24 protein-coding genes are annotated in these 23960 nt (G+C 66.3%); 16 read left to right on the top strand and 8 right to left on the bottom strand.

Annotated features, from left to right (window positions below; translation table 11 throughout):
- Positions 1-31 precede the first annotated feature (31 nt).
- From GGR36_RS12295 to GGR36_RS12250, 10 genes are all read left to right on the top strand, one after another.
- The gene (locus GGR36_RS12295; protein ID WP_183635036.1) at positions 32-1102 is read left to right on the top strand and encodes a 2-dehydro-3-deoxygalactonokinase; all 1071 of its coding nucleotides are present in this window, start codon (positions 32-34) and stop codon (positions 1100-1102) included.
- On the top strand, positions 1099-1866 hold the full coding sequence (locus GGR36_RS12290; protein ID WP_183635035.1) for an SDR family NAD(P)-dependent oxidoreductase: 768 nt from the start codon (positions 1099-1101) through the stop codon (positions 1864-1866). Before GGR36_RS12295 ends, GGR36_RS12290 begins: the two co-directional genes overlap by 4 nt.
- Complete coding sequence (locus GGR36_RS12285; RefSeq protein ID WP_207064417.1) at positions 1863-2774, top strand: SMP-30/gluconolactonase/LRE family protein; 912 nt, start codon at positions 1863-1865, stop codon at positions 2772-2774. The genes GGR36_RS12290 and GGR36_RS12285 overlap by 4 nt, the downstream gene beginning before the upstream one ends.
- Positions 2771-3376: a 2-dehydro-3-deoxy-6-phosphogalactonate aldolase gene (locus GGR36_RS12280; RefSeq protein ID WP_207064416.1), complete on the top strand. Its 606-nt coding sequence runs from the start codon at positions 2771-2773 to the stop codon at positions 3374-3376. Before GGR36_RS12285 ends, GGR36_RS12280 begins: the two co-directional genes overlap by 4 nt.
- Positions 3373-4521 carry a galactonate dehydratase gene (dgoD, locus tag GGR36_RS12275; RefSeq protein ID WP_183635033.1) on the top strand — a complete coding sequence of 383 codons (1149 nt, stop codon included), beginning with the start codon at positions 3373-3375 and terminating at the stop codon, positions 4519-4521. The genes GGR36_RS12280 and dgoD overlap by 4 nt, the downstream gene beginning before the upstream one ends.
- 38 nt (positions 4522-4559) lie before the next feature.
- The gene (locus GGR36_RS12270) at positions 4560-5750 is read left to right on the top strand and encodes an ABC transporter ATP-binding protein (protein ID WP_183635032.1); all 1191 of its coding nucleotides are present in this window, start codon (positions 4560-4562) and stop codon (positions 5748-5750) included.
- A 130-nt stretch (positions 5751-5880) separates the two neighbouring features.
- Positions 5881-6897, top strand: coding sequence for a UDP-glucose 4-epimerase GalE (gene galE / locus GGR36_RS12265; protein ID WP_183635031.1), 1017 nt, complete (start codon positions 5881-5883; stop codon positions 6895-6897).
- 57 nt (positions 6898-6954) lie between these two features.
- Positions 6955-8001 (top strand): galactose-1-phosphate uridylyltransferase, encoded by a 1047-nt coding sequence (gene galT / locus GGR36_RS12260; protein WP_183635030.1) that lies wholly within the window; start codon positions 6955-6957, stop codon positions 7999-8001.
- Entirely contained in the window at positions 7998-9146 is a 1149-nt protein-coding gene (galK, locus tag GGR36_RS12255; protein ID WP_183635029.1) for a galactokinase, read from the top strand. Before galT ends, galK begins: the two co-directional genes overlap by 4 nt.
- Positions 9143-10177 (top strand): galactose-1-epimerase, encoded by a 1035-nt coding sequence (locus GGR36_RS12250; protein WP_183635028.1) that lies wholly within the window; start codon positions 9143-9145, stop codon positions 10175-10177. Before galK ends, GGR36_RS12250 begins: the two co-directional genes overlap by 4 nt.
- 246 nt (positions 10178-10423) lie before the next feature.
- Here GGR36_RS12250 and GGR36_RS12245 read toward each other — a convergent pair whose 3' ends face one another.
- The 7 genes from GGR36_RS12245 to GGR36_RS22280 all read right to left on the bottom strand — a co-directional run bounded on the left by GGR36_RS12245 (position 10424) and on the right by GGR36_RS22280 (position 14961).
- Positions 10424-10960 (bottom strand): REP-associated tyrosine transposase, encoded by a 537-nt coding sequence (locus GGR36_RS12245; protein ID WP_183635027.1) that lies wholly within the window; start codon positions 10958-10960, stop codon positions 10424-10426.
- Positions 10961-11021: 61 nt separating this feature from the next.
- Positions 11022-11858, bottom strand: coding sequence for a hypothetical protein (locus tag GGR36_RS12240; RefSeq protein WP_183635026.1), 837 nt, complete (start codon positions 11856-11858; stop codon positions 11022-11024).
- Positions 11859-12328: 470 nt separating this feature from the next.
- Positions 12329-12610 (bottom strand): DUF2164 domain-containing protein, encoded by a 282-nt coding sequence (locus tag GGR36_RS12235; RefSeq protein ID WP_183635025.1) that lies wholly within the window; start codon positions 12608-12610, stop codon positions 12329-12331.
- A 254-nt stretch (positions 12611-12864) separates the two neighbouring features.
- Positions 12865-13518 (bottom strand): dihydrofolate reductase family protein, encoded by a 654-nt coding sequence (locus tag GGR36_RS12230; protein WP_183635024.1) that lies wholly within the window; start codon positions 13516-13518, stop codon positions 12865-12867.
- 91 nt (positions 13519-13609) lie between these two features.
- Positions 13610-13900 carry a hypothetical protein gene (locus GGR36_RS12225; RefSeq protein ID WP_183635023.1) on the bottom strand — a complete coding sequence of 97 codons (291 nt, stop codon included), beginning with the start codon at positions 13898-13900 and terminating at the stop codon, positions 13610-13612.
- A gap of 52 nt (positions 13901-13952) precedes the next feature.
- A complete protein-coding gene (locus GGR36_RS12220; protein ID WP_183635022.1) occupies positions 13953-14360 on the bottom strand; it encodes a nuclear transport factor 2 family protein in 408 nt (135 codons plus the stop codon).
- Positions 14361-14436: 76 nt separating this feature from the next.
- Positions 14437-14961: a DUF2059 domain-containing protein gene (locus tag GGR36_RS22280; protein WP_183635021.1), complete on the bottom strand. Its 525-nt coding sequence runs from the start codon at positions 14959-14961 to the stop codon at positions 14437-14439.
- 1117 nt (positions 14962-16078) lie between these two features.
- Between GGR36_RS22280 and pstS the strand changes: the two genes are divergently transcribed.
- Entirely contained in the window at positions 16079-17098 is a 1020-nt protein-coding gene (gene pstS, locus GGR36_RS12210; RefSeq protein ID WP_183635020.1) for a phosphate ABC transporter substrate-binding protein PstS, read from the top strand.
- A 107-nt stretch (positions 17099-17205) separates the two neighbouring features.
- On the opposite strand, the gene GGR36_RS12205 is transcribed toward pstS, so the two are convergent.
- The gene (locus tag GGR36_RS12205) at positions 17206-18156 is read right to left on the bottom strand and encodes a LysR family transcriptional regulator (protein ID WP_207064415.1); all 951 of its coding nucleotides are present in this window, start codon (positions 18154-18156) and stop codon (positions 17206-17208) included.
- 204 nt (positions 18157-18360) lie between these two features.
- On the opposite strand from GGR36_RS12205, the gene GGR36_RS12200 reads away from it, so the two are divergent.
- The 5 genes from GGR36_RS12200 to GGR36_RS12180 all read left to right on the top strand — a co-directional run bounded on the left by GGR36_RS12200 (position 18361) and on the right by GGR36_RS12180 (position 23940).
- Positions 18361-19503, top strand: a complete 1143-nt coding sequence (locus GGR36_RS12200; protein ID WP_183635018.1) for an ABC transporter substrate-binding protein — start codon at positions 18361-18363, stop codon at positions 19501-19503.
- 186 nt (positions 19504-19689) lie between these two features.
- Positions 19690-20706 (top strand): ATP-binding cassette domain-containing protein, encoded by a 1017-nt coding sequence (locus tag GGR36_RS22275; protein WP_183635017.1) that lies wholly within the window; start codon positions 19690-19692, stop codon positions 20704-20706.
- Positions 20703-21662 carry an ABC transporter permease gene (locus GGR36_RS12190; RefSeq protein WP_207064414.1) on the top strand — a complete coding sequence of 320 codons (960 nt, stop codon included), beginning with the start codon at positions 20703-20705 and terminating at the stop codon, positions 21660-21662. Before GGR36_RS22275 ends, GGR36_RS12190 begins: the two co-directional genes overlap by 4 nt.
- Entirely contained in the window at positions 21652-22470 is an 819-nt protein-coding gene (locus GGR36_RS12185) for an ABC transporter permease (RefSeq protein ID WP_183635016.1), read from the top strand. The genes GGR36_RS12190 and GGR36_RS12185 overlap by 11 nt, the downstream gene beginning before the upstream one ends.
- 45 nt (positions 22471-22515) lie before the next feature.
- A complete protein-coding gene (locus tag GGR36_RS12180; RefSeq protein WP_183635015.1) occupies positions 22516-23940 on the top strand; it encodes a gamma-aminobutyraldehyde dehydrogenase in 1425 nt (474 codons plus the stop codon).
- Positions 23941-23960: the final 20 nt, after the last annotated feature.

Raw genomic sequence — 23960 nt, 5'->3', positions numbered from 1 at the left:
GATGTCACCCGACACATCACGCCGACGCGACATGAAGCTGCTGACCATCGACACCGGAACGACCAACACGCGGGTGACCGTGTGGCGCGATGGTCGGGTGCTGCACCGCGCGGCGCGCCAGGTCGGCGTGCGTGACACGGCGATCAGTGGCAGCCACGCCACCCTGCAGCAGGGTGTGCGCGACACCATCGCCGATGCGCTGGCGGGGGCCGGGCTGGGCATCGAGAGCGTCTCGCGCGTGATCGCCTCGGGCATGATCAGTTCGGAGTTCGGCCTGCGCCGCGTACCGCATCTCGATGCGCCTGCGGGCTGCGATGCGTTGGCCGCCGGCATGGTCTCGGCACGCATCCCCGAGGTCTGCCGCAAGACGTTGTGGTTCGTGCCCGGCGTGCGCAACGTGACGGCCGAGATCGGCCTGCACAACTGCGAGGCGATGGACATGATGCGCGGTGAAGAAACCGAGACCATGGGTCTGGTCGAGCGCCTTGGCATCCGCGAAGCGGCGGTGGTCGTGTTGCCCGGTTCGCATTCCAAGTTCGTGCATCTGGATGCCGCGCAGCGCGTGGTTGGCTGCGTCACCACGCTGGCCGGCGAGTTGCTGCATGTGCTGACGCACAACACGATCCTCGCCGGTTCGCTCGACAGCGCGTTCGCCGAACGCATCGACGCCGAGATGCTGCGCGCCGGCGCGCGCGCCGCGCGTGACATCGGGCTCGGGCGTGCCGGCTTCGTCGTGCGCATCCTCGACCAGTTCAGCGTGTATGGCCGCAACGCACGTGCCAACTACCTGCTGGGCGCGGTGCTCGCCGCCGACCTGATGACGCTGAAGAACAGCAGCGCGATCCGCATGAGCCCGGGAACCCAGTTCGTGATCACCGGCAAGCCGCTGCTGCGCGAAGCGCTCGCGTTGCTCGTGTCGGGCGATGACTTCTTCTCTGGCACGGTCACGGTCACAAGCGACGCGCAGCAATCCGACCTCGCCGGCTGGGGCGCGCTGCAGGTGGCCCGAAAGCGCGGGCTGGTGCCGGATGCCTTCTTCCCCGGCACGGTCGTGAGCGAGGCGCCGCGCAAGAACTCGCATCGCAAGGCGGTGCCCGCATGAGCGCGCGATTCGCCAACTACCCCAGCCTCGCCGGCCGCAGCGTCTTCATCAGCGGCGGCGCCAACGGCATCGGCGCGAGCCTGGTCGAACACTTCGCGCGGCAGCATGCGCGGGTCAGCTTCGTCGATGCCGATCGCGTGTCGGGCGAGGCGCTGGCCGCGCGTCTGACCGACGCTGCACACGCGCCGCTGTTCCTGCCCTGCGATGTCACCGACATCGACGCGCTCACTTGCGCGATCGAGAAAGCACGTGAAGTGCAGGGGCCGATCGCGGTGCTGATCAACAACGCCGCCAACGACGAACGCCACGCGGCCGAGACCGTGAGCCCGGACTACTGGGAGCAAGCGATGGCGGTGAACCTCCGCCACCACTTCTTCGCCGCGCAGGCGGTGTTCCCCGACATGCGCGCCGCCGGCACCGGCTCGATCATCAACGTCGGCTCCAATGGCTGGATCATCAAGGCGCCTGGCTACCCGCTGTATGCCACCGCCAAGGCGGCGATCCACGGCCTCACGCGCAGCCTTGCGCGCGAGTTCGGCCCCGCCGGCGTGCGCGTGAACAGCCTGGTGCCCGGCTGGGTGATGACCGAGAAACAGTTGCGCCTGTGGGTCGGCCCCGAAGCCGACGCCGAGATCGAACGCAACCAGTGCCTGCGCCGCCGCCTGCAGACTGCGGACGTCGCGCGGATGGCGCTGTTCCTCGCTGCCGACGACAGCGCGATGTGCTCGGCACAGGACTTCGTCGTGGATGGAGGCTGGTCGTGATCGATGTCGATACGCCGCTACCGGCCACCGTTCCGCCCAGCCTGGGTGACGTGCGCTGCCTTACCGGCGAATGCGTGCAGTGGGATGCCGCAGAAGCCCGCTTGCTGTGGACCGACATCGAGGCACGCTGCCTGCACGCCTGGTCGCCGGCGAGTGGTGCACGGCAATCCTGGCCGATGCCGGCCCTCCTCGCCAGCTTCGCGCTCAGTGTCGCGCCGGGCAGACTCTTGCTGGGGCTGGAACGCAGTCTGGCCAGTTTCGATCTCGTCACCGGCAGGGTGCAAGAACTGCTGGCCCTGCCGCTGGAGCCCGGGCTGCGGGTCAACGATGGCCGTTGTGACCGCGACGGCAATTTCGTCTTCGGCCTGAAGAACGAGCACGACGCCACACCGCGCAGCCAGTTCTGGCGCTACACCGCAGAGGGCGCGCTGCAGCCGCTGGCGCTACCGCCGGTCGCCATCGCGAACAGCCTGTGCTTCAGCCGCGACGGCACGCGCCTGTACTTCGCCGACTCGCTGCAGAACCGCATGCATTGCGCCGCTTACAACGCGGCGAGCGGCCATGTCAGCGGCGTACGCCCGTTCGGCCCGCACTTCGGGCGCGGTGTCGAACCCGACGGCGCGGTGGTCGACGCCGAGGACGGCGTCTGGTGCGCGCTGTGGGGCGGTGGCGCAGTGGCAAGGATCGATCCGCGTGGCTGGCTCACCGACCTGCACACCTTGCCGGTCAGCCAGGCGGCCTGCCCCGGTTTCGGGGGCGCCGCGCTCGACACACTCTACATTTCGAGCGCCAGCGCCGGGCTCGACGACAGCGCACGCACCAACCAGCCGCTTGCCGGCGCGATGTTCGCATTGCGCGTGCCGGGCCTGCGCGGCCTCGCCGACGGGCGCTTCGGAGGCGCGCTGTGAGCCCGCTGCCGGTCATCGCGATCCTGCGCGGCCTGCGCGAGCATGAAGTGGCGGCGCAACTCGACGCGCTGCTGGCCGCCGGCATCGAGCAGATCGAGATTCCGCTCAACGCAAGCGGCGCGGAAGCCACGCTCGGTGCGGCGCTGGGGTACGCCAGCACGCGCATGCGTATCGGCGCGGGCACGGTGCTCGACGTCGCGGCGATCGAACGTGTCGCGGCAGGGGGTGCGCGCTTCGTGCTGACGCCGAATGTGAACGCTGCCGTGATCCGGCGCGGGCGCGAATGCGGGCTCGATGTGATCGCCGGCGTCGCGACGCCGAGCGAAGCCTTCGCGGCGCTCGATGCCGGCGCGACCGGCCTGAAGCTGTTCCCCGCGATCAGCCTCGGGGTGAATTTCGTCAGCGCGCTGCGCGCCGTACTGCCCCCGGTGCAGATGGTTGCGGTGGGCGGCATAAGTGCCGGCAACCTGCGCGCCTTCATCGAAGCCGGCTGCACCGGTGTCGGCTTGGGCTCCGCGCTCTACCGCGCCGGCCGTAGCGCCCACCAGACCTACGCTGTGGCGATGTCGCTGCGGCACGCGCTGGAGGGCTGCCCGGCATGAAGGTCACCCGCTTCACAACCTACCGCGTCGCACCGCGCTGGCTGTTCCTCAAGGTCGAGACCGACGCCGGCATCACCGGCTGGGGCGAACCGGTGATTGAGGGCAGGGCGCGCACCGTGGAAGCTGCGGTGCATGAGTTGGCCGAATACGTCATCGGCCGTGACCCGGCGCAGATCAACGACCTCTGGCAGACGCTCTACCGCGGCGGCTTCTACCGTGGCGGCCCGGTGCTGATGAGCGCGATCGCCGGTATCGACCAGGCGCTGTGGGACATCAAGGGCAAGGCGCTCGGCGTGCCGGTGTACGAATTGCTTGGCGGCCGCGTGCGCGACCGCATGCGCACCTACCGCTGGGTCGGCGGCGACCGCCCCGCCGAACTCGTCGCCGCGATCGGCGAACAGCTCGAAGCCGGCTTCGACACCTTCAAGTTCAACGGCAGCGAAGAGCTGGCGATGCTGGCTGGCCCGCGCGCGGTGGATGCCGTCGTCGCGCGTGTCGCCGCGGTGCGCGAAGCCTTCGGCGAACGGGTCGACTTCGGTATCGACTTCCACGGCCGCGTCGCCGCGCCGATGGCGCGTGTGCTGCTGCGTGAGCTCGAACCCTTCCGCCCGCTCTTCGTCGAGGAGCCGGTGCTGCCCGAGCAGGCCGAGCACTACCGCCCGCTCGCCGACAGCACCGCGATTCCGCTGGCGGCGGGCGAGCGCATGTATTCCCGTTTCGACTTCAAGCGCGTGCTCGCCGACGGCGGCCTCGCGATCCTGCAGCCCGACCCCTCGCACGCCGGCGGCATCACCGAATGCCACAAGATCGCCGCGATGGCCGAGGCGCACGACGTGGCCTTTGCGCCGCACTGTCCGCTCGGCCCCATTGCGCTGGCGGCCTGCCTGCAGCTCGACTTCGTCGCATACAACGCGGTGCTGCAGGAACACAGCATCGGCATCCATTACAACCAGGGCGCAGATCTGCTCGACTATGTGGTTAACCGCGAAGACTTCCGCATCGAAGGCGGCTGTATCGCGGCGTTGCCCAAGCCCGGTCTCGGTGTCGAGATCGACGAGGCGCGCGTGCTTGCTGCGAGCGCATGCGCGCCAGACTGGCGTAACCCGGTGTGGCGACACGCCGATGGCAGCGTCGCGGAGTGGTGAGGCCACGCACCCGCCACCGCATTACAGGAGACATACAGATGGCCAGCATTTCCTTCCGTAACATCAACAAGATCTACGCCGGCAACATCCCGGTGATTCGCGACGTCAATCTCGACATTGCCGACGGCGAACTGTGCGTCTTCGTCGGCCCCTCGGGCTGTGGCAAATCGACGCTGCTGCGCATGGTCGCGGGGCTGGAAGACATCACCTCCGGCGACTTGCTGATCGACGGCAAGCAGGTCAACAAGCTGCCGCCCTCGGCGCGCGGCATCGCGATGGTGTTCCAGAGCTACGCGCTGTATCCGCACATGACGGTTGCGCGCAACATGGGCTTCGCACTGCGCCTCGCGCACACCGCCAAGGCGGCGATCGACGGCAGCGTGGACAAGGCAGCGCGCATCCTGCAGGTGGAGCACCTGCTCGAACGCAAGCCGAAGGAACTCTCGGGCGGGCAGCGCCAGCGTGTGGCGATCGGCCGCGCCATCGTGCGCGAGCCGGGCGTGTTCCTGTTCGACGAGCCGCTCTCCAACCTCGACGCCGGCCTGCGCGTGCAGACCCGCATCGAGATCGCGCGCTTGCAGCGCAAGCTGGGCAAGGCCAGCATGATCTACGTGACGCATGACCAGGTGGAAGCGATGACGCTGGCCGACAAGATCGTGCTGCTGAACACCGGTGATGCGACGCATCGCTACGGCAGCATCGCGCAGGTCGGCTCGCCGCTGGAGCTCTACCACCGCCCGCGCAACCTCTTCGCGGCCGGCTTCATCGGCTCGCCGAAGATGAACCTGATTCCCGGCGAACTGGTCTCCGCGACGCCGACCCGCGCCGAGGTGCGCATCGAGACCGGCGAACTGCTGGTGGCCGAACTCGACGCCACCCGCCTGCAGCCGGGCGCCAAGGTCACGCTGGGCGTGCGGCCCGAGCACATCGTGCCCGATGCGCACGGCCTGCAGGCGCTTCACCGCCAGGTGATGTGGACCGAGCGGCTCGGCGAATCGACCTTCATCTACCTCGAACAGGCCTGCTCGGCCGACGCGCTGATTGCCAAGGCCAAGGGCGACCAGCCGGTGCCCTGCGGTGCGACGGTTGCGCTGGGCATTCCGCCCGGCGCCTGCCACCTGTTCGACGAGGCCGGCCAAGCCTTGCCGCGGCCGTGCCACGACCTGGCGAAACTCAAGCTGCCCTGGCTCCAGGGCGCCACCGACCCGCTGCAAGCGAAGGTGGCCTGACCGTGCAGTACGCCGGCCGCATCGCGGGATCCCCCGTCCCCCAACTTCCCCAACCCCCCCTTGGGCGATCGCGGCCGGCACCCCTTTTCAGTGACCCAGTCACACCCATTCACGCCGTAAAAGGAATGCCATGAAGATTCTCGTGACCGGCGGCGCCGGCTACATCGGCAGCATCACCAGCGTGCAACTGATCGGCGCCGGCTACGAGCCGGTGATCGTCGACAACTTCTGCAACGCCAGCCCCAAGGTGCTCGACCGCATCGAACAGATCGCGGGCCGCCGCCCGACGCTGTACGCGGGCGACATCCGCGACCACGCGCTGCTCGACCGCATCTTCGCCGAGCACAAGATCGAAGCGGTGATCCACTTCGCTGCGCTCAAGGCGGTCGGCGAGTCGGTCGCCAAGCCGCTGGAGTACTACGAGAACAACCTCGGCGGCACCTTCGTGCTGCTCGAAGCGATGCGCGCGGCCGGGGTAAAGAACTTCGTCTTCAGCAGCTCCGCCACCGTGTATGGCGACCCGGCCTCGGTGCCGATCCGCGAGGATTTCCCGACCCGCGCCACCAACCCCTATGGCTGGACCAAGCTGATGATGGAGCAGGTGCTGACCGACTTCCAGCACGCCACGCCGGACTGGTCGGTGACCCTGCTGCGCTACTTCAACCCGGTCGGCGCGCACCCCAGCGGCCTGATGGGCGAAGACCCGCAAGGCATCCCGAACAACCTGATGCCGTATCTGGCGCAGGTCGCCGTCGGCCGCCGCGAGTATCTCTCGGTGTATGGCAGCGACTACCCGACGCCGGACGGCACCGGCGTGCGCGATTACATCCATGTGATGGATCTCGCCGACGGCCACATCGCCGCACTGAAGGCCCGCCAGGGCAGGGCAGGCGTGCACGTGTTCAACCTCGGCACCGGCCACGGCAACAGCGTGCTCGAAATGGTCGCCGCCTTCGGCCGCGCGGTCGGTCGCGAGCTGCCCTACAAGCTCGTCGATCGCCGCCCCGGCGACATCGCCGAATGCTGGGCCGACCCGGCCTACGCCGAACGCGAACTGGGCTGGCGCGCCACGCGCAGCCTCGACGACATGACGCGCGACACCTGGAATTGGCAATCAAAGAATCCCAACGGTTATCAGGACGCCTGACCGCGAGTCGTCACCCGGTTGTCCGAATCTTGAATTTGAAGGAAAGAGGTACCCCAGATGTTTGACCCGATCGATCACCCGCATCGCCGCTACAACCCGCTCAAGGGTGACTGGGTGCTGGTTTCGCCGCACCGCGCGAAGCGCCCCTGGCAAGGCCAGCAAGAAACGCCGGACCGCAGCGCGCGCCCCGCGCACGACCCCGAGTGCTACCTGTGCGCGCGCAACAAGCGCGTCACCGGCGAGACCAACCCCGACTACGCGCACACCTTCGTCTTCACCAACGACTTCGCCGCGCTGATGACCGACACGCCGGCCGCGCCTGAACCGGCCGACCCGCTGTTCCAGTTGCAGAGCGCGCGCGGCACCAGCCGGGTGATCTGCTTCTCGCCGGACCACAGCAAGTCGCTGCCCGAGTTGTCGCTCGACGCGATCGGCCATGTCATCGACACCTGGCAGGTGGAATCCGCTGACCTCGGCAAGACCTACCCATGGGTGCAGGTCTTCGAGAACAAGGGCGCGATGATGGGCTGCTCCAACCCGCACCCGCACGGCCAGATCTGGGCCAACAGCTTCCTGCCGAACGAAGCCGCCGCCGAGCAACGCACGCAGGCCGAATACTTCGCGAAGAACGGCCGCCCGCTGCTGCTGGACTACGCCGCGCGTGAAGTCGCCGATGGCGCCCGCACCGTGGTCGAAACCGAACACTGGCTCGCCGTCGTGCCCTACTGGGCCGCGTGGCCGTTCGAGACCCTGCTGATGCCCAAGGCCGCCCATGTGCGCCGCATCACCGAGCTCTCGCCCGCGCAGAAAGCCGATCTCGCCATCGCGCTGAAGAAGCTCACCAGCCGCTACGACAACCTGTTCCAGTGCTCCTTCCCGTACTCGATGGGCTGGCACGGCGCGCCGTTTGGCGACGAGGGCTCCGCCGAGCACTGGCAACTTCACGCGCACTTCTACCCGCCGCTGCTGCGTTCGGCCACGGTGCGCAAGTTCATGGTCGGCTACGAGATGCTGGCCGAGGCGCAACGCGACCTCACCGCCGAACAGGCCGCCGACAAGCTGCGCGCCGTCAGCGATGTCCACTATCTGGAGGCAGCGGAATGAGTACCCCTCAAGAACGCACCCGCGACACCTTCGCCAAACATTTCGGCGACGGCGGCATCACCGTCCGCGCGCCGGGCCGGGTGAACCTGATCGGTGAGCACACCGACTACAACGACGGCTTCGTGCTGCCCTGCGCGATCGACTACGAAACCGCGGTCACCGGCCGCGTGCGTGCTGACCGCACCGTGCGCGTCATCGCCGCCGACTACGCTGACGCGCTCGACGAGTTCTCGCTGGATGCGGAGATCGTGTCGCGCGACGACGCGATGTGGGCCAATTACGTGCGCGGCGTCGTCAAGTTCCTGCTCGCCCGTGGCTTGAAGCTCGGCGGCGCGGATCTGGTGATCTCCGGCAACGTGCCGCAGGGCGCGGGGCTCTCGTCCTCTGCGGCGCTCGAAGTCGCCGTCGGCCAGGCCTTCAAGACGCTGTTCCAGTTGCCGGTGTCGGCCACCGAACTCGCACTCAACGGTCAGCAGGCCGAGAACCAGTTCGTGGGCTGCAACTGCGGCATCATGGATCAACTCATCTCCGCGCAGGGCCAGGCCTCGCACGCGCTGCTGATCGACTGCCGCTCGCTGGAAACCCGCGCCGTCGCGTTGCCCGAAGGCGTGGCGGTGATGATCCTCAACTCCAACGTGCGCCGCGGTCTGGTCGATAGCGAGTACAACACCCGCCGCGAGCAATGCGAAGCCGCCGCGCGCCACTACGGTGTCAAGGCGCTGCGCGACATCGACGAAGCCGCGCTGGAAGCCGGCAAGGCGGGGCTCGATGCGCTCAGCTATCGCCGTGCCCGCCACGTCGTCACCGAAAACGCCCGCACCCTGGCTGCTGCCGACGCGCTGGCCGCCGGCGCGCTGCGCCGCATGGGCGCGCTGATGGCCGCCTCGCACGCCTCGATGCGCGACGATTTCGAGATCACCGTGCCGCCCATCGACACCCTGGTCAACATCGTCAACGAAGTCATCGGCGAAGATGGTGGCGTGCGCATGACAGGTGGCGGCTTCGGCGGCTGCGTCGTCGCGCTGGTGCCGCTGGCGCAAGTCGCCGCGGTGGAAGCGGCGGTGGCGGCCCAGTACCGCTCGCCGGAAGGCAAGCCGGCCACGGTGTACGTGTGCCGCGCAACAGACGGAGCAGGGGAAGCATGATGAATACGGCGGCGGCACGCATCTTCAAACTGGAGCACCCGGGCGGTCTGCGCATCGCGGTGATGGACATCGGGGCCACCTGGCTGTCCTGTGAAGTGCCGCTCGCCGGTGGCGGGCACCGCGAGGTGCTGCTCGGCTGCGACAGCGCGGAGGACTACGCGCGCCAGACCGCGTACCTCGGCGCCATCATCGGCCGCTACGCCAACCGCATCACCGATGCCCGCTTCACGCTCGACGGCAAGACCTACGATCTCGCCGCCAACAACGGGCCGAACAACCTGCACGGCGGGCCGGAAGGCTTCGACCGGCAGCGCTGGACGCTCGTCTCGCACAGCGCCACCGAACTGGTGCTCGCGATCGACTCACCCGACGGCGACCAGGGCTTCCCCGGCCGTGCGCAGGTGCAGGTGCGCTATGCACTCACCGATGCCGGCACGGTGCAGATCGACTTCACGGCAGAGGTCGACAAGGCCTGCCCGATCGCGCTGACCAGCCACGCCTACTTCAACCTCGACGGCGTCACGCCGGACGGCGACATCCGCGCGCAGACACTGAAGATCGCCGCCGAGCGCTATGTGCCGGTCGACGCCACGCTCGCGCCCTTGGGCGAACCAGCCGAAGTCGCCGACACGCCCTTCGACTTCCGCAAACCCTGCCGCATCGGCAGCGCCTGGCCCGACGCGGTTCGCGACAACGAACAACTGCGCAACGGCGCCGGCTACGACCACAGCTTCCTGCTCGACGAAGCCTGCCGCCACGCCACCGTGCCGGCCGCCGAGCTCGCCTCCGCCGACTGGAAGCTCACGATGCGCGTCTACACCGACCAACCCGCGATCCAGTGCTACACCGGCAACTACCTCGCCGGCATCCCCGCCCGCGGCGGTAAGCAATACACCGTCCACGCCGGCATCGCCCTCGAACCCGGCTACCCACCAGACAGCCCCAACCAGCGCGCCTGGTCCGGCTGCATCCTGCGGCCGGGGCAGGTGGGGAAGGGGACGATCCGGTTTGTGTTTGAGGGGGCGAACTAGAGATCACGCAGGGGCGAAAGCCCGGCCGCCGGAATGAAAAAGCCGTCCAGATGGGCGGCTTTGTTTTTCTTGCGCAGGCTTTGTCTTTTGGGTCATGGCATCGGTCCGGACGGAGTTCCAGCGGTCTCACGAAACCGAGGCTAGCGTCGGACTTCTCAAGTTCAGCCCACACCTACCGGGCGCCCACAATCTCAATACCGTAGGGCGGAAAAGCGCAGCGCCTTCCGCCGCATGGAGCCGCACACCTCAGCCCCCACGTTCCCCACCAGCAATATCGGGCACCTCCTCGCCAGCCCAGTCCGGCGCATAGATGCCTCGCGCGACGCAGCGGTGAAACGAGGAGTGGGGCCAGTCCCGAACACTGGTCACCAGCCCGTGCTTGACCGGATTGATGTGCACGTAGTCGAGGTGCGCGGCATAGTCGCGCTCGTCGCGGATGGTGTGCTCCCAGAAGCGCCGTTGCCAGATGCCGCGCTCGCCCCTCGCGGCACGCACCGCGGAGAGGCGTTCGGTTTTCGGTTGTGCCTTCGCAAAGGCGATCTTGATCGCCCGCCAGCGGCCGGAGTAATCGCTGTCGCCCGGCGGCAGCGTCCAGACCGCATGCATGTGGTCCGGCAGCACCACCCACGCATCGATGTGGAAGGGGCGACGGGCACGGACCGTTCTCACCGCGTCACGCAGAGCGTCGATCTGCGTGACGAGCGTGCTGGCCTCGCGTTCGAGCAGGTTTACCGTGAAGAAGAAGGTCCCGCCAGGAACCCGGTTGCGGCGATAGTCGGGCATGGTGGGATTGTGCCGAGGGCGGGCATGCGGCGGAAGGCGCTGCGCTTTTCCGCCCTACGCGCTAGGCCGCAATCGCCATGACCAAAATCTCGGCGATGCGATTGTCTGACAGTGGATCGTGCTGGTATTTGATAAGGCAACTTAGCGTTACCTGTGGCTCAGTCATGGAGATAATGAAGTCGTCGACCGCTTGATTCCCAATGTTCTTGAACCTGTAATCACCTGACGGGATCGCTTGCGCATTAGGTACCCGCGCCTTGCCGGTCTTGTCGTATTTGTTGAAGTCGTAGATGTCGCAGGTAAGTCGAATCGGCGTTTCATCAATTCTGGTTGGCGGATGAAACAACCCTTTTTCGTCAGACGTCAGCGAAAATACGGGGCTGTTTTCTGGTCCTGTCAAACCTATCCGTCTTACTTCTTCACTCTCCAGTAGATCGTCAAACTCGCGGATCGCGCCAATGATCTGCGTGCCTATCTGGTAGACAGGACCATTGAAGATCTGTCTCGTGTCGCCGGACATGACGACAGTGTTGTTGTTGCCATCCTGCTGTACCTGTACTTCGCCGCCTTTGTGTGCAAGCTCGAAGATTGACTTCAAGAACTCGAAGGCGTTCTTCGTTGCCTCCCAGATTTCTGGTGTTCCATGGAGAAACGGCAGAGTAGTCTGAATTCCCGAATAAATTGCCCCGAGATACGCGATAAAGGAGCCGTCTTCATAGCGGGTTATGCGTACCTGCAGGTGGCGGCGATCTTCTTCATAGAGCCGCTTCTTGTCTGAAAGTGCGCGGAACTGTCCGTCAAAGACGTGCTGCAAAGCAGTTAGGCCTGCAGCAACTTTGTCGAGGCGATCGCCATTGTCGAAAGCCCGGCCTTGCATTTCGAACTTATAAGGATCCATGAGAAGAACTCGCTGGTTGCGTGACGTTGGAAATAATTGGCCCTCTGCGAACCTTTGCGCATGACCAGTGCAGTTGGGTGGGTTGAGCGCAGCGAAGCCCAGCACCTTCGCAACCGCCGCCGCATGGCAACAGTGCGTTGGCCGGGGTCCCGCCCCCGGCGGGCGTCTTACTTTCTGGCAACAGCACCAGAAAGTAAGCAAAGAGTGCCGCCCGGCGTTCGCGGTCAGGCGCTTTGCGCCTGACTTCCCTCGCGTGCTCGCGAAGTCGGGCGGCTGCGGAATTCGGCCCTGCGGGCCTCAAACAGTCCTCGCCGTCGGCGCTGCGCGCCGATCCCCCGACCCCGCTGCGCCACTCGGCGCTCTCGACGGGAACCAAAGTCAAAACCATCGCAGCCCATTAGGTTGGGCTGTATGAAGTGAAGCCCAACGCGGAGTGTGGCCACGAAACCCACTCGTGCGTTTCGTCCCGTTCATCCTTGGCCCTTCTTGCCGCGGGCCTTGTCGAACTTCCGCCAGTACGTGAAGACGTCTTCCTGCACTTCGAATTCGAGGTCGTCGAGGCGCGCTTGCATTCGTGCGCGCGCATCCGCGACGGCCTTGTTGTAGATGCTCGGTCCGACCTCTTCGAGAAAGAAGTTCAACAGCGCGCCGGCCGTCATGTTGCCGATTGGCGCTTCCATGTTCTCGGAGAAGTATCGCTGGATGGACTCGATGGCCTGCTGGCGGTCGGGTTTGTCGAGTTCGATGGACATCGCGGGCCTGGCTGAACGGTCGGGTTTGGGGCTCGGCGTCGATGCGGCGCGACGCTGTTGCAGATGATGCCGCAAGGCGTGTCGGCTGCCTATCGTATTGCCCGCACGAATCGAATCTCGACACCGCGGTAGGGCGGGTCCGCCGAAGGCGAACCCGCGCGGACATCACGTTCGCCCTATGGCGACCGCGCGAAAGGCGGGTTACGCCGTTGGCTAATCTGCCCTGCGGCTGTTGTTCGATGGGTCGGGCCGCATCATTCTGCGTCTCGCCGGAGCACGACATGCGTCGCCTTCTCGGTCGCCACATGCTGCACGCACTTGAACCCGGCGGCGCGCAGATCGACGCCTTCGAGAAGGCGTTCGCCGCGGCCCAACAGCACCGGCGCAATGGCAAGGTGCATTTCGTCGATCAGGCCGGCGCGCAGATATTGCTGAATGGTGTTGGCGCCGCCGCCGATGCGCACGTCACGCGCGCCGGCCGCCTCGCGCGCACGATCCAGCGCTTCGACAATGCCGCCGGTGACGAAGTGGAAAGTCGTGTTGCCCGCCATTTCGATCGCAGGGCGGGCGTGATGCGTCAGCACGAATACCGGCACGTGATAGGGCGGCTCGTCGCCCCACCAGCCTTTCCAGTTCAGGTCGGGCCACGGGCCGCGACTCGGGCTGAACATGTTCCGGCCGAGAATCCACGCGCCGATGTTGGTGAAGCCTCGTCTGGCGAATTCGTCGTCGATGCCTGTCGTGCCGGTATCCACGCCGAACAGGGCGCGCTGGAAGGTTTGCGTCGGAAACGCCCACTGGTGCAATTCGGTTCCGCCCACCCCCAGCGGGTTGTTGAGGCCCTGGTCGGGCCCGGCGCCGAAGCCATCCAGGGAAATCGTGAAACTCTCGACTCGTACGCGCGTCATTTCAATTCCCCTTGATGTCTAACGGTGCCCGCATGTTCGACCCGAAGCGTGGCAACGCGCAACGGCATCGAATGCCGCGCCCGATGCGCGATCAGCCCGCTTGCTTGATCACCCAGACCGCCACCAACGCGACACCCATCGCCCCCTGCGCCCACACCGCCGCCCGCGTGAGCGTCATCAGCCGCGAGCCCGGCGATGCGCGCGACCTGAGGACGAGGCCGACCAGCAGCACAGGGAAAAACGCAAGCACCCAGGCGAACCACGCGACCCCGACCCCCATGCACCCGAAGCTCTCGCACTTCAGCCGCCAGATGAGCGCCGCGCATGTCGCCAGCGCGAGCACGGCGACGACATGGACGCAGGCGAGCGCCCTGCTCAGCACCGGAATGCCCTGATCACAGGCGGCAAGCCGCAGCCGCGCGGACCCCCGGTTTTCACTCCGTCTCCTCGTCTGTGATGCCGGCCCATGCCAGGGCGTCGCGTCGCTCCCAGAAGGTGCGGTACTCGAGGATCTTGCCGTCCGCGAGCACGAAGCCGTCGGCGAACCGACCCCCGACCCATTCATTGCTGCTCGCGAGTCGGACCCGGGCATGGAGATACACGACGATCCGCTCTGCGCCGACAAGGTACTTCTCGGGGTCGCAGCTTCCTTCCGCCCAGGTCGCGCGGCCCTTGCTGACATTCGCGCGCACCGCCTCGACGCCGATGTGGGTGCCGGCGGTGTCCCAGCCCTCCGGCTCGGTGCGGACGACCCCGGGCGCGAAACAGGCCGCCATCGCATCCATGTCGTTGCGGTTGATGGCTGCGAAGAAGTCGCGCAGGAGGTCGAGATTCGGGTTCATGGGCGGTTGCGGCGGTGCTGAATGTGCATGGGTTGAAGATCGCAAGCCGGCGCGGCCCGCGGCGGGTGACGTTGGCTCAGGGCTTCGGCTGCGCCGACAGCGCCTTCATCTTCTCGGCACCTTCTGCGGTGATCTGCTGAATCTGCGGCACCAGTTTGGACATGCGCGCCTGCATGATCTGCATCGAGGCCTGCATCACTTGCGGCATCTTCTTGATGACGGCCTGGCCCGCCGGCGACTTGTAGAACGACAGCATGCCATCCACCTCTTTCTGGGTGAATGTCTTCTGGTAGATGTCGAGGAACATCGGTTCGAGCATCTCCCACTTCAGTTCTTCCTTCACCAGGCCGGCCAGCTTTTCCTGCGTCTCGATCATCACTTTCTCTTGCTCTGCGGTGAGCGACTGATCCGCCAAGGCCTGCTTCATCGATGCCTTCATCATTGCGTCCATTTGCAGCATCGCGTTATCCACCAGTTTCTTCGAATTGGTGATCTCGATCAGGCGCTTGACCGATGCTTCGCTGGCCGGTTGCTCGGCGGCGGTGGCGGGCAGCACCGCGACGCTGATGAAAAGGGCGAGGGCGAGTTGTGCGATTCTCACGAGTGCGTTCCTTGTTGGATAAATGCTGGATGAGTTGGGCGCGAGCGCGCCGGGGAGCAAAAGCCTAGCAGCTTGGTACGGCGCTCGCGGGCCGGTTTCGTGGCGTGTGTGACATACAGCGGCATTCGATTGCCGGGGTCGTCGCGCCGAAGCACCGCATGAGTTGCCTTGGCGCGCCACCCATGGTGCACGCATCCCGACCCGGCTGCGTGGCAGGGCGGGTTCGTCGTAAACGAATCCGCGCGGAAGCGACTTCACCGAGTCGCAAGAGTGTGAATGGCGAGTCTGGCGCCAACCCGCGCCTCGCTCGATCGCGTGCGATCCCTGTGCGTCAGGATGCGCGGCCGCATCAATGATCGCGCGCCGCTGCGCTGCCCCGCCAGGATGTCACTGCTTGCTCACGGAGCATCTGAAAGTCTTGCGTCCTGGCTTCCAGTTTCGCTACGTATCCATGCCGAACGAGTGTGAAAAACGGTTAATACCGGTTCTATCTCTGGTATTAAAGTGGCGCTTTTGGTATGTTACGTTTCATTCAAGTTTCAGGCGCTTTCGGATGGCTAACCCGCCCCCGAAACAGCCGGGTAGGGCGGGCTCGCTACAGGCGAGCCTGCGCGGTTTGCTCTCACCACTCGATGGCGTTGCGACGCGCCCAGGACGCCCGCGGTTTGGTCCTGGATGGGTTGCGGACGATCAGTCTCTCTCGTTCCACGGTTGCTTTAGCGCGTCGGTTCGCAGGCGATGTCGTGGCGGCTTCCAGACCTGCAGGTTGCGGGCGCTCTTCCGAGCGAACCGGTGGCAAGGCGCGTGCGTGGCAAGACCTGGCGGCCTTCGCTGTTCGAGCGTTTTTGCGTCGAACGTGAGCGCAGTTGCCGTAGTTCCACGCACCGAAGAAGGAAAGAATCCTCGGTCATCGGCACCTGATGATGGCCGTCGACTCCGCGCCGTTTGTCCGTATCCAGCTTGAAATCACGGTGGGCTCAGTGGGTGGCTTGCCCACATTGATCCAGAAATCTTAGGACTCCTTATGCTCAAGATAACTCTTACAAAGGCCTTCATCGCTGCCTCCCTCATGGGCGCGACGATGCTTGCTTTTGCAGATTCACGTTTCTCGCCGTCGGTGGCCGGTGGCGGTGGCAGCGCTTCGGCGCGCGTCCTCGCGCAGTGGTCGTTCCTGTTCGCCAAAGAGAACAATATCCAGGTCAATTACGCTGCGAGCAATTCGCGAGCGGGTCTGCGCGATATCAGCGATCGCAAGGTGGATTTTGCGCTGACCGAAATTCCGATGTCCCAGGAGGAAGTCGTGTCGCGGGGGCTTATCCAGATGCCCTTGCTCGTCGGTGGCGTGACGCCGGTTGTCAATGTGCCGGGCGTCGCACCAGGGGCACTGCGTCTGAACGCGGCCCTGCTTGCCCGGATCTATCTCGGCGAGTTGCATTACTGGAACGACGACGAAATCCGCGCGGCCAATCCCGGCCTGAATCTCCCGAAGCTGGCCATCAAGCCGGTTGTTCGCGACGGCGCATCCGGCACCACGAAGACCTTCACGACCTACCTGGCGGGCGCAGATGCCCGTTGGGCTTCACGCATGGGTGCGAGCGAAGCGCCGGCGTGGCCGGTTCCGGTCGCGAAGGCGGCAACCACCAGCGCCATGACCGAGCAGGTTCACGGAACCCCCGGGGCAATCGGATATATCGCGCTCGACGAAGCGTTGCGCGCCAAGCTCGCCTACGTTCAGTTGCGCAATCGTTCAGGGCGCTATGTCGCGCCGTCCGTGAGCAGCATCTCGGCGGCCATCATGATGTCCGGTCTGGGGCAGGGGGGCTCGCAGGCGGCCTCGCTGATCGACGTGACGGGCGAAGCGACATGGCCGATCGGAGAGGTGACCTACGTTCTGTTTGAACGCAAGGCCAGGCAAGCCGATCGCGCGCGAACGTCACTGCGGTTCCTGTACTGGGCCCAGCTGCGTGGCGACCAGTTTGCGGCGGATGCGGGCTTTGCGCCGTTGCCCGCCTCGATTCAAGCCAAGAACATCGCGTTGTTTCGCGACGTGATGGGTCCCGATGGCGCACCGCTGGACTTCCTGGCCATGCGTGCACGACTGCTCGCCTTGGTTGGCCAGCCGGTGACGAGATCCTGAATCCAGCGCCAACGAGGTAGTGCCCCGGCCGCGCGAGCTGCCGGGTTCTCGGATGCCGTGCGGGTGTGAACCTGCGCGGCATTTTTGCTTTCCAGCCAGCCAGCCAGCTAGGCCCGGCGCACCCCGGTGCCGTCGGCGCCGCGCAGCGCGCCGAGTGCGTTGCCCTGATGCTGGCCGTACTCGCGCGCCACGGCGAGGAAGCCCTCGGTCGCCGCGCCCAGTGCCGCCCCGCGTCGCCATGCCACGCCGATCTCCAGCGGCGGAATCTCCTCGGTGATCGGGATCGCGACCAGGCGCTCGCCTTCCAGTGACCAGGCGCGGAACAGCACCTCCGGCAGCAGGCACACGCCTGAGCCGGTCGCGACGAGGCTGCGCGTGGCCTCGGTCGAGCGCGTTTTCACGGTGACCTTGGGGCGGATGCCGGCGTCGCGCCACAAGTCGCCCGACACCTTCTCCAGCTCGTCGTTGCGCAGCACGATCACCGACTCCTCGCGCAGTTCGGCGAGCGACACGCTCCCGCGTTCGGCGAAGCGGTGCGAGAGCGGCAGCCACAGCCGCCAGGGCGAGCGCACCAGCAGCGCGGTGTGGAAAGCCGCGGCGTTTTCCAGCACCGAGATGGTGGTCAGCGCGACGTCGATCTCGCCGTTGATCAGCTGGTGTTCGATGAAATGGCCGGCGTCTTCCAGCACCCGCGTGTGGATGCGCGGGAAGGTGCGCCGGTAGCGCTCCAGCAGGCCGGGCAGGTAGTAGCCGGTGAGCGGGCTGGTCGCGCCGATGACCAGATCGCCGGCCAGCGAATCCGGCCGCACCGCCAGTGCCTGCTCGGCGGTGGCCACCGCGCCAAGGATGCGCTGGGTGTGGCGGAAGAATTCGTGCCCGGCGTGCGTCAGCGCCATGCCCCGCGCATGCCGCCGGAACAGCAGGCTGCCCAGGTGTGCCTCGAGGCGCTGGATGCCTTCGGTGATGGCGGCCTGCGACACATTGAGCGTCTGCATCGCTGCCGAGATGGAACCGGTCTCGGCCACCGCGTTGAAGTAGCGCAGCGACCTGAATGACATGGGCATCTTCTTCCCCCGGATTTGCCCAAACACATGGGAACTTGACCCGTTTTTCCGGGCCGGACAAGTCTAGCTATCGGATTTTCCGATGGCAACTAAAGGGCTAACGGTATTTCCAGCCTGTGGGGTGCAGGGCTAAGGTTTGCCTGACAGCGGAAGCAATCGCGACAGGCTCACCCCAATCCACAACGGAGGAAACCCGAGATGGCAATCAAGGCTGGCAAGCTGACCGTGACCGCGCTGGGTGCGCTGGCGGTCGTGCTGGGGGGCACGGCAGTCCGTGCCGGTGAAGGGCAGCTCGATATCGTGGCCTGGCCCGGCTACATCGAGCGGGGCGACACAGATCCGCATTACAACTGGGTCGGCGCCTTCGAGAAGGACACCGGCTGCAAGGTCAACGTGAAGACGGCCGCCACCTCCGACGAGATGGTGTCGCTGATGAGCCAGGGCTCTTACGACCTCGTGACCGCCTCGGGCGACGCCTCGCTGCGCCTGATTGCCGGCAAGCGGGTGCAGGCGATCGACACCAGCAAGCTGCGCGACTGGAACAAGCTCGACCCGCGCCTGAAGAATGCGCCCTGGTATGTGGTCGGCGGCCAGACCTTCGGCGTGCCCTACCAGTGGGGCCCGAACGTGCTGATGTACAACACCGAGGTCTTCAAGACCGCGCCGACCTCCTGGTCGGTGGTGTTCGAGCCGCAGAACCTGCCCGACGGCAAGCCCAACAAGGGCCGCGTGCAGGCCTACGACGGCGCGATCTACATCGCCGACGCAGCCTTGTACCTGAAGGCCAAGCGGCCGGAGCTGGGCATCAAGGACCCGTACGAACTCAACCCCACGCAGTACGCCGCGGTGCTGGAGCTGCTGCGCAAGCAACGCCCGCTGGTGCATCGCTACTGGCATGACTACAACGTGCAGATGTCGGACTTCAAGTCCGAGGGTGTCGCGGCCTCCGGCTCCTGGCCGGTGCAGGTCAACATGCTCAAGGCCGACAAGCGCCCGATCGCCTCGACGATCCCGGCCGAAGGGGTCACCGGCTGGGCCGACACCACGATGATGCATGCCAATGCCAAGCATCCGCAGTGCGCCTACGCCTGGCTGAACTGGTCGCTGAACGACAAGGTGCAGGCCGGTGTGGCGGAATGGTTCGGCTCCAACCCGGTGACCACCTCCGCCTGCTCGACCCGTGCGCCGGGCGGCGGCAAGTTTTGCGAGACGAACGGCTTCGACAACTTCGACAAGATCGCCTTCTGGAAGACGCCGCAGGCCCAGTGCGCCTCGCAGGGAACCTGCGTGCCGTACAGCCGTTGGACGGCGGACTACATCGCGATCATGGGCGGTAGGTAAGCGCCTGTGGGGCTTCCTGCTGCGCGCCCCGATCTCGAACCTGCGATGCTCGCCGTACCGCATGTACGGCTGTGCTTCTCGGCTCGACCTCGGGTCGCTCGCGACGGAATCTCTCACAGGCCCCCCGCCCGCACGCTGCGCTGATAACCGCAGCCAGCCACCGAATCCACACCAGCGAGTGTCAACGTGCAAACGTCGATCGAATTCCAGAACGTGAGTCGTCACTTCGGCGAAGTGCGCGCCGTCGATGATGTCTCGATCACGATCCGCCAGGGCGAGTTCTTCTCGATGCTGGGCCCGTCCGGCTCCGGCAAGACGACCTGCCTGCGGCTGATTGCCGGCTTCGAGCTGCCGACGGCCGGGCGCATCGTGCTCGGCGGTCGCGACACGACGAACGTGCCGCCGTATGAGCGCGACGTGAATACGGTGTTCCAGGACTACGCGCTGTTCCCGCACCTGTCGGTGGTCGAGAACGTCGAGTACGGCCTGCGGATGAAGGGCGTCTCTTCGGCCGAACGCCGGCAGCGTGCGCTGGCGGCGCTCGAACAGGTGGCGCTGGGCCGCTTCGGCGACCGCCGGCCCTCGCAGCTCTCGGGCGGCCAACGGCAACGGGTGGCACTGGCCCGCGCACTGGTCAACAAACCTTCGGTGCTGCTGCTCGACGAGCCGCTCGGTGCGCTCGACCTGCGCCTGCGCGAGCAGATGCAGGTCGAACTGCGCCAGTTGCATCGCCAGCTCGGCATCACCTTCGTCTATGTCACCCACGACCAGGGCGAGGCGATGTCGATGTCGGACCGCGTCGCGGTGTTCGCGAACGGCCGCATCGAGCAGGTCGATTCGCCGCGCAACCTCTACCAGCGGCCGCAGACGCGCTTCGTCGCCGAGTTCGTCGGCGGCTCCAACGTGCTGGCCGACGCGCTGGCGGAAACCGTGACCGGCGAACGCAAGGCGGTGTCGGTGCGGCCGGAACACATCCGCGTGCTGGCCAGCGAGATCGCGCTGCCCGACGGCCATGTCGGCGTGCTTGGCCGACTGGTGGACATCCAGTACCACGGCGCCACCAGCCGCTATGAAGTCGAGGTGGACGGCCGCATCGTCACCGCGGCGCTGTCCAACCGCGACGACGGCGCGGATGCCGCCCGCATCGGGCAGGACGTGCGACTGGCCTGGCCCTCGGCGGCGATGGTCGCCCTCGTCGCATGAACGCCGCGACCATGAACCTTGCCGCGTCCACGATGCCCGCCCGCCCCGCGAGCCGCGGCGTCTCCAACGCGCTGTTCGGCCGTCCGCGCACGCTGCTGTGGATGCTGCTGCTGCCGCCGCTGGCGTGGTTCCTGCTGTTCTACCTCGGGCCGCTGCTGGCACTGCTCGGCCAGAGCGTGCTGACCTTCGACGACTTCTCGATGACCGTCAGCAACGAGCTGACGCTGGCGAACTTCAAGGCCCTGGTCAGCGACCCGAGCAATCTCGACATCGTCGCGCGCACCTTCACGATGGCGCTGGCGGTGTCGGCGGCCTGCGCGCTGCTCGGTTACCCGATCGCCTACTACATGGCGCGCTATGCCGACGCCCGCATGAAGGGCCTGCTCTACGTCGCGGTGATGCTGCCGATGTGGGCCAGCTACATCGTCAAGGCCTACGCCTGGACGGTCATCCTTGCCAAGGAGGGGCTCGTCGCCTGGCTGGTCAGCACGCTGGGCCTGCTCCCGCTCGGCGACGCGTTGCTCGCGCTGCCCTATGTCGGCGGCAACACCTGGTCGACATCGCACTTCGGTCGCTTCCTGGTCTTCAATTACATGTGGCTGCCCTTCATGATTCTGCCGATCCAGGCCTCGATCGAACGCATCGCGCCGAACCTGCTGCTCGCGTCCGCCGATCTGGGCGCGAGCCCGGCGCAGACCTTCCGCACCGTGGTGCTGCCGCTGTCGGTCCCCGGCATCGCGGCGGGCTCGATCTTCACCTTCTGCCTGACCTTCGGCGACTTCATCATCCCGACCCTGGTCGGGCCGTCCGGCGACTTCCTCGGTACCGCGGTCTACAAGTACCAGGGCGCGATCGGGAACATGCCGATGGCTGCGGCGCTGACGCTGGTCCCGATCGTCGTGGTCGGTGCCTGGCTGTGGCTGGCCAAGAGACTGGGGGCCTTCGATGCGCTCTGACCGCAACGCGCCGCGTGCGCCGCTCGCCCTCAAGCTGGTCGTGGCCGGCGGGCTGCTGTTCATGCACTTCCCGATCGCGGTGATCGCGCTCTACGCCTTCAACGTCGAAGAGAACGCCTTCACCTTCCCGATCAAGGGCTTCACGCTGAAGTGGTTCGCCCGCGTGTTCGAGCGCGGCGACGTCATGGAGTCGGTGCTGCTCTCGCTGCAGGTGGCGCTGCTCGCGGCGCTGATCGCGATCGTGCTCGGCACGCTGGCGGCGCTGGCGATTTACCGCCGCCAGTTCCCCGGCCGCGAAGGCATCAACCTGCTGTTCAACCTGCCGATCGCGCTGCCCGGCATCATCACCGGCATCGCGCTGCTGTCGTCGCTGCGGCTGATGCATCTCGAGCCCTCGACGATCACCATCGTCATCGGCCACGCCACCTTCTGCGTGGTGATGGTCTACAACAACGTGATCGCGCGGCTGCGGCGGATGCCGCACAGCCTGGTCGAAGCCTCGATGGATCTGGGCGCTGACGGTCTGCAGACCTTCCGCCACGTGATCCTGCCCGGCATGGCGACCGCCGTGCTCGCCGGCGGCATCCTCGCCTTCGCGCTCTCTTTCGACGAAATCATCGTCACCACCTTTACTGCCGGCGCGCAGCGCACGCTGCCGATCTGGCTGCTCAATCAGCTCGCCAAGCCGCGCGAGATGCCGATCACCAACGTCGTCGCGCTGCTGGTCACCGTCGTCACCACGATCCCGATCATCGCCGCCTACCGCCTCATCGCGGGTACCGAAGGCGTCGAGGGCGCGAGCAAGTAGGACAACCACACCATCTCATCCCGCACAGGGCACAGGAAGCCAAACATGAGAACGGAACTCTTCATCGACGGTCAGTTCGTCTCCGGCGAAGACGCACCGGAACGCATCATCAACCCGGCCACGGGCGAGCTGATCTGCGAGGTCCGCGAAGCCTCGCCGGCCCAGATCGAACGGGCGGTGGCGGCTGCCGAGCGTGCCTTCCCGGCCTGGAGCCGCACCGCGCCGCGCGAACGCGCGAACCTGCTGCTGAAGGTGGCCGACCGCATCGAGCAGATCGGCCCGGAGCTCGCGCGCATCGAATCCACCAACTGCGGCAAGCCCTACCTCGCCGCGCTCAATGACGAGATCCCGGCGATCGCCGACATCTTCCGCTTCTTCGCCGGTGCGGTGCGCTCGATGAACGCGGTGGCCACCGCCGAGTACCTGGCCGGCCATACCAGCATGATTCGTCGCGACCCGCTCGGCGTGGTGGCGTCGATCTCGCCCTGGAACTATCCGCTGCTGATGGCGGCGTGGAAGATCTGCCCCGCGGTCGCGGCGGGCAACACCGTGGTGCTCAAGCCCTCGGAGCAGACGCCGCTGTCCTCGCTGAAGCTCGCCGAACTGATCGCCGAGATCTTCCCGCCGGGGGTCATCAACATCATCTGCGGCCGTGGCGAATCGACCGGCGCGCCGCTGATCAGCCAGCCGCAGGTCCGGATGATCTCGGTGACCGGTGACGTGTCGACCGGCCAGAAGGTGCTCGAGATCGCCGCGCGTTCGATCAAGCGCACGCATCTGGAACTGGGTGGCAAGGCGCCGGCGATCATCTTCGACGATGCCGATATCGAGGCCGCCGTGCAGGGCATCCGCACCTTCGGTTACTACAACGCAGGGCAGGACTGCACCGCCGCCTGCCGCATCTACGCGCAGAAGGGCATCTACGAGAAGTTCGTCGCCGAACTCGGTGCCGCGGTGTCCACGATCCGCATGGGCGAGCAGAACGACATGGGCGTCGAGATGGGCCCCTGCATCAGCGAACGCCAGCGTTCGCGCGTCGCCAGCTTCGTCGAACGCGCGGTGCAGCAGTCGCATATCGAAGTCGTCTGCGGCGGCAAGGTCGCGCAGCGTCGGGGCTTCTTCTACGAGCCGACGGTGCTGGCCGGCGCGCGGCAGGACGACGAGATCGTCCGCAAGGAAGTCTTCGGCCCGGTCGTGTCGGTGACGCCCTTCGCTGACCTCGATGACGCGATCCGGCTCGCGAACGATTCGGACTACGGCCTCGCCTCGTCGGTGTGGACCGGCGACGTCAGCAAGGGCATGCGGGTCGCCGCCGAACTGCAGTACGGCGCGACCTGGGTGAATACCCATTTCATGCTGACTTCCGAGATGCCCCACGGCGGCATGAAGAAATCCGGCTACGGCAAGGACCAGTCGGTCTACGCGCTGGAGGACTACACCTGCGCCCGTCACGTGATGGTGAAGCTGTGACGCGGCGCTGAGCGATACCG

The sequence above is a fragment of the Niveibacterium umoris genome (genome assembly GCF_014197015.1).
Taxonomy (GTDB): domain Bacteria; phylum Pseudomonadota; class Gammaproteobacteria; order Burkholderiales; family Rhodocyclaceae; genus Niveibacterium; species Niveibacterium umoris.
Note: the sequence above shows the minus strand (reverse complement) of the source record. Positions and strands in the feature narration are given on the sequence as shown.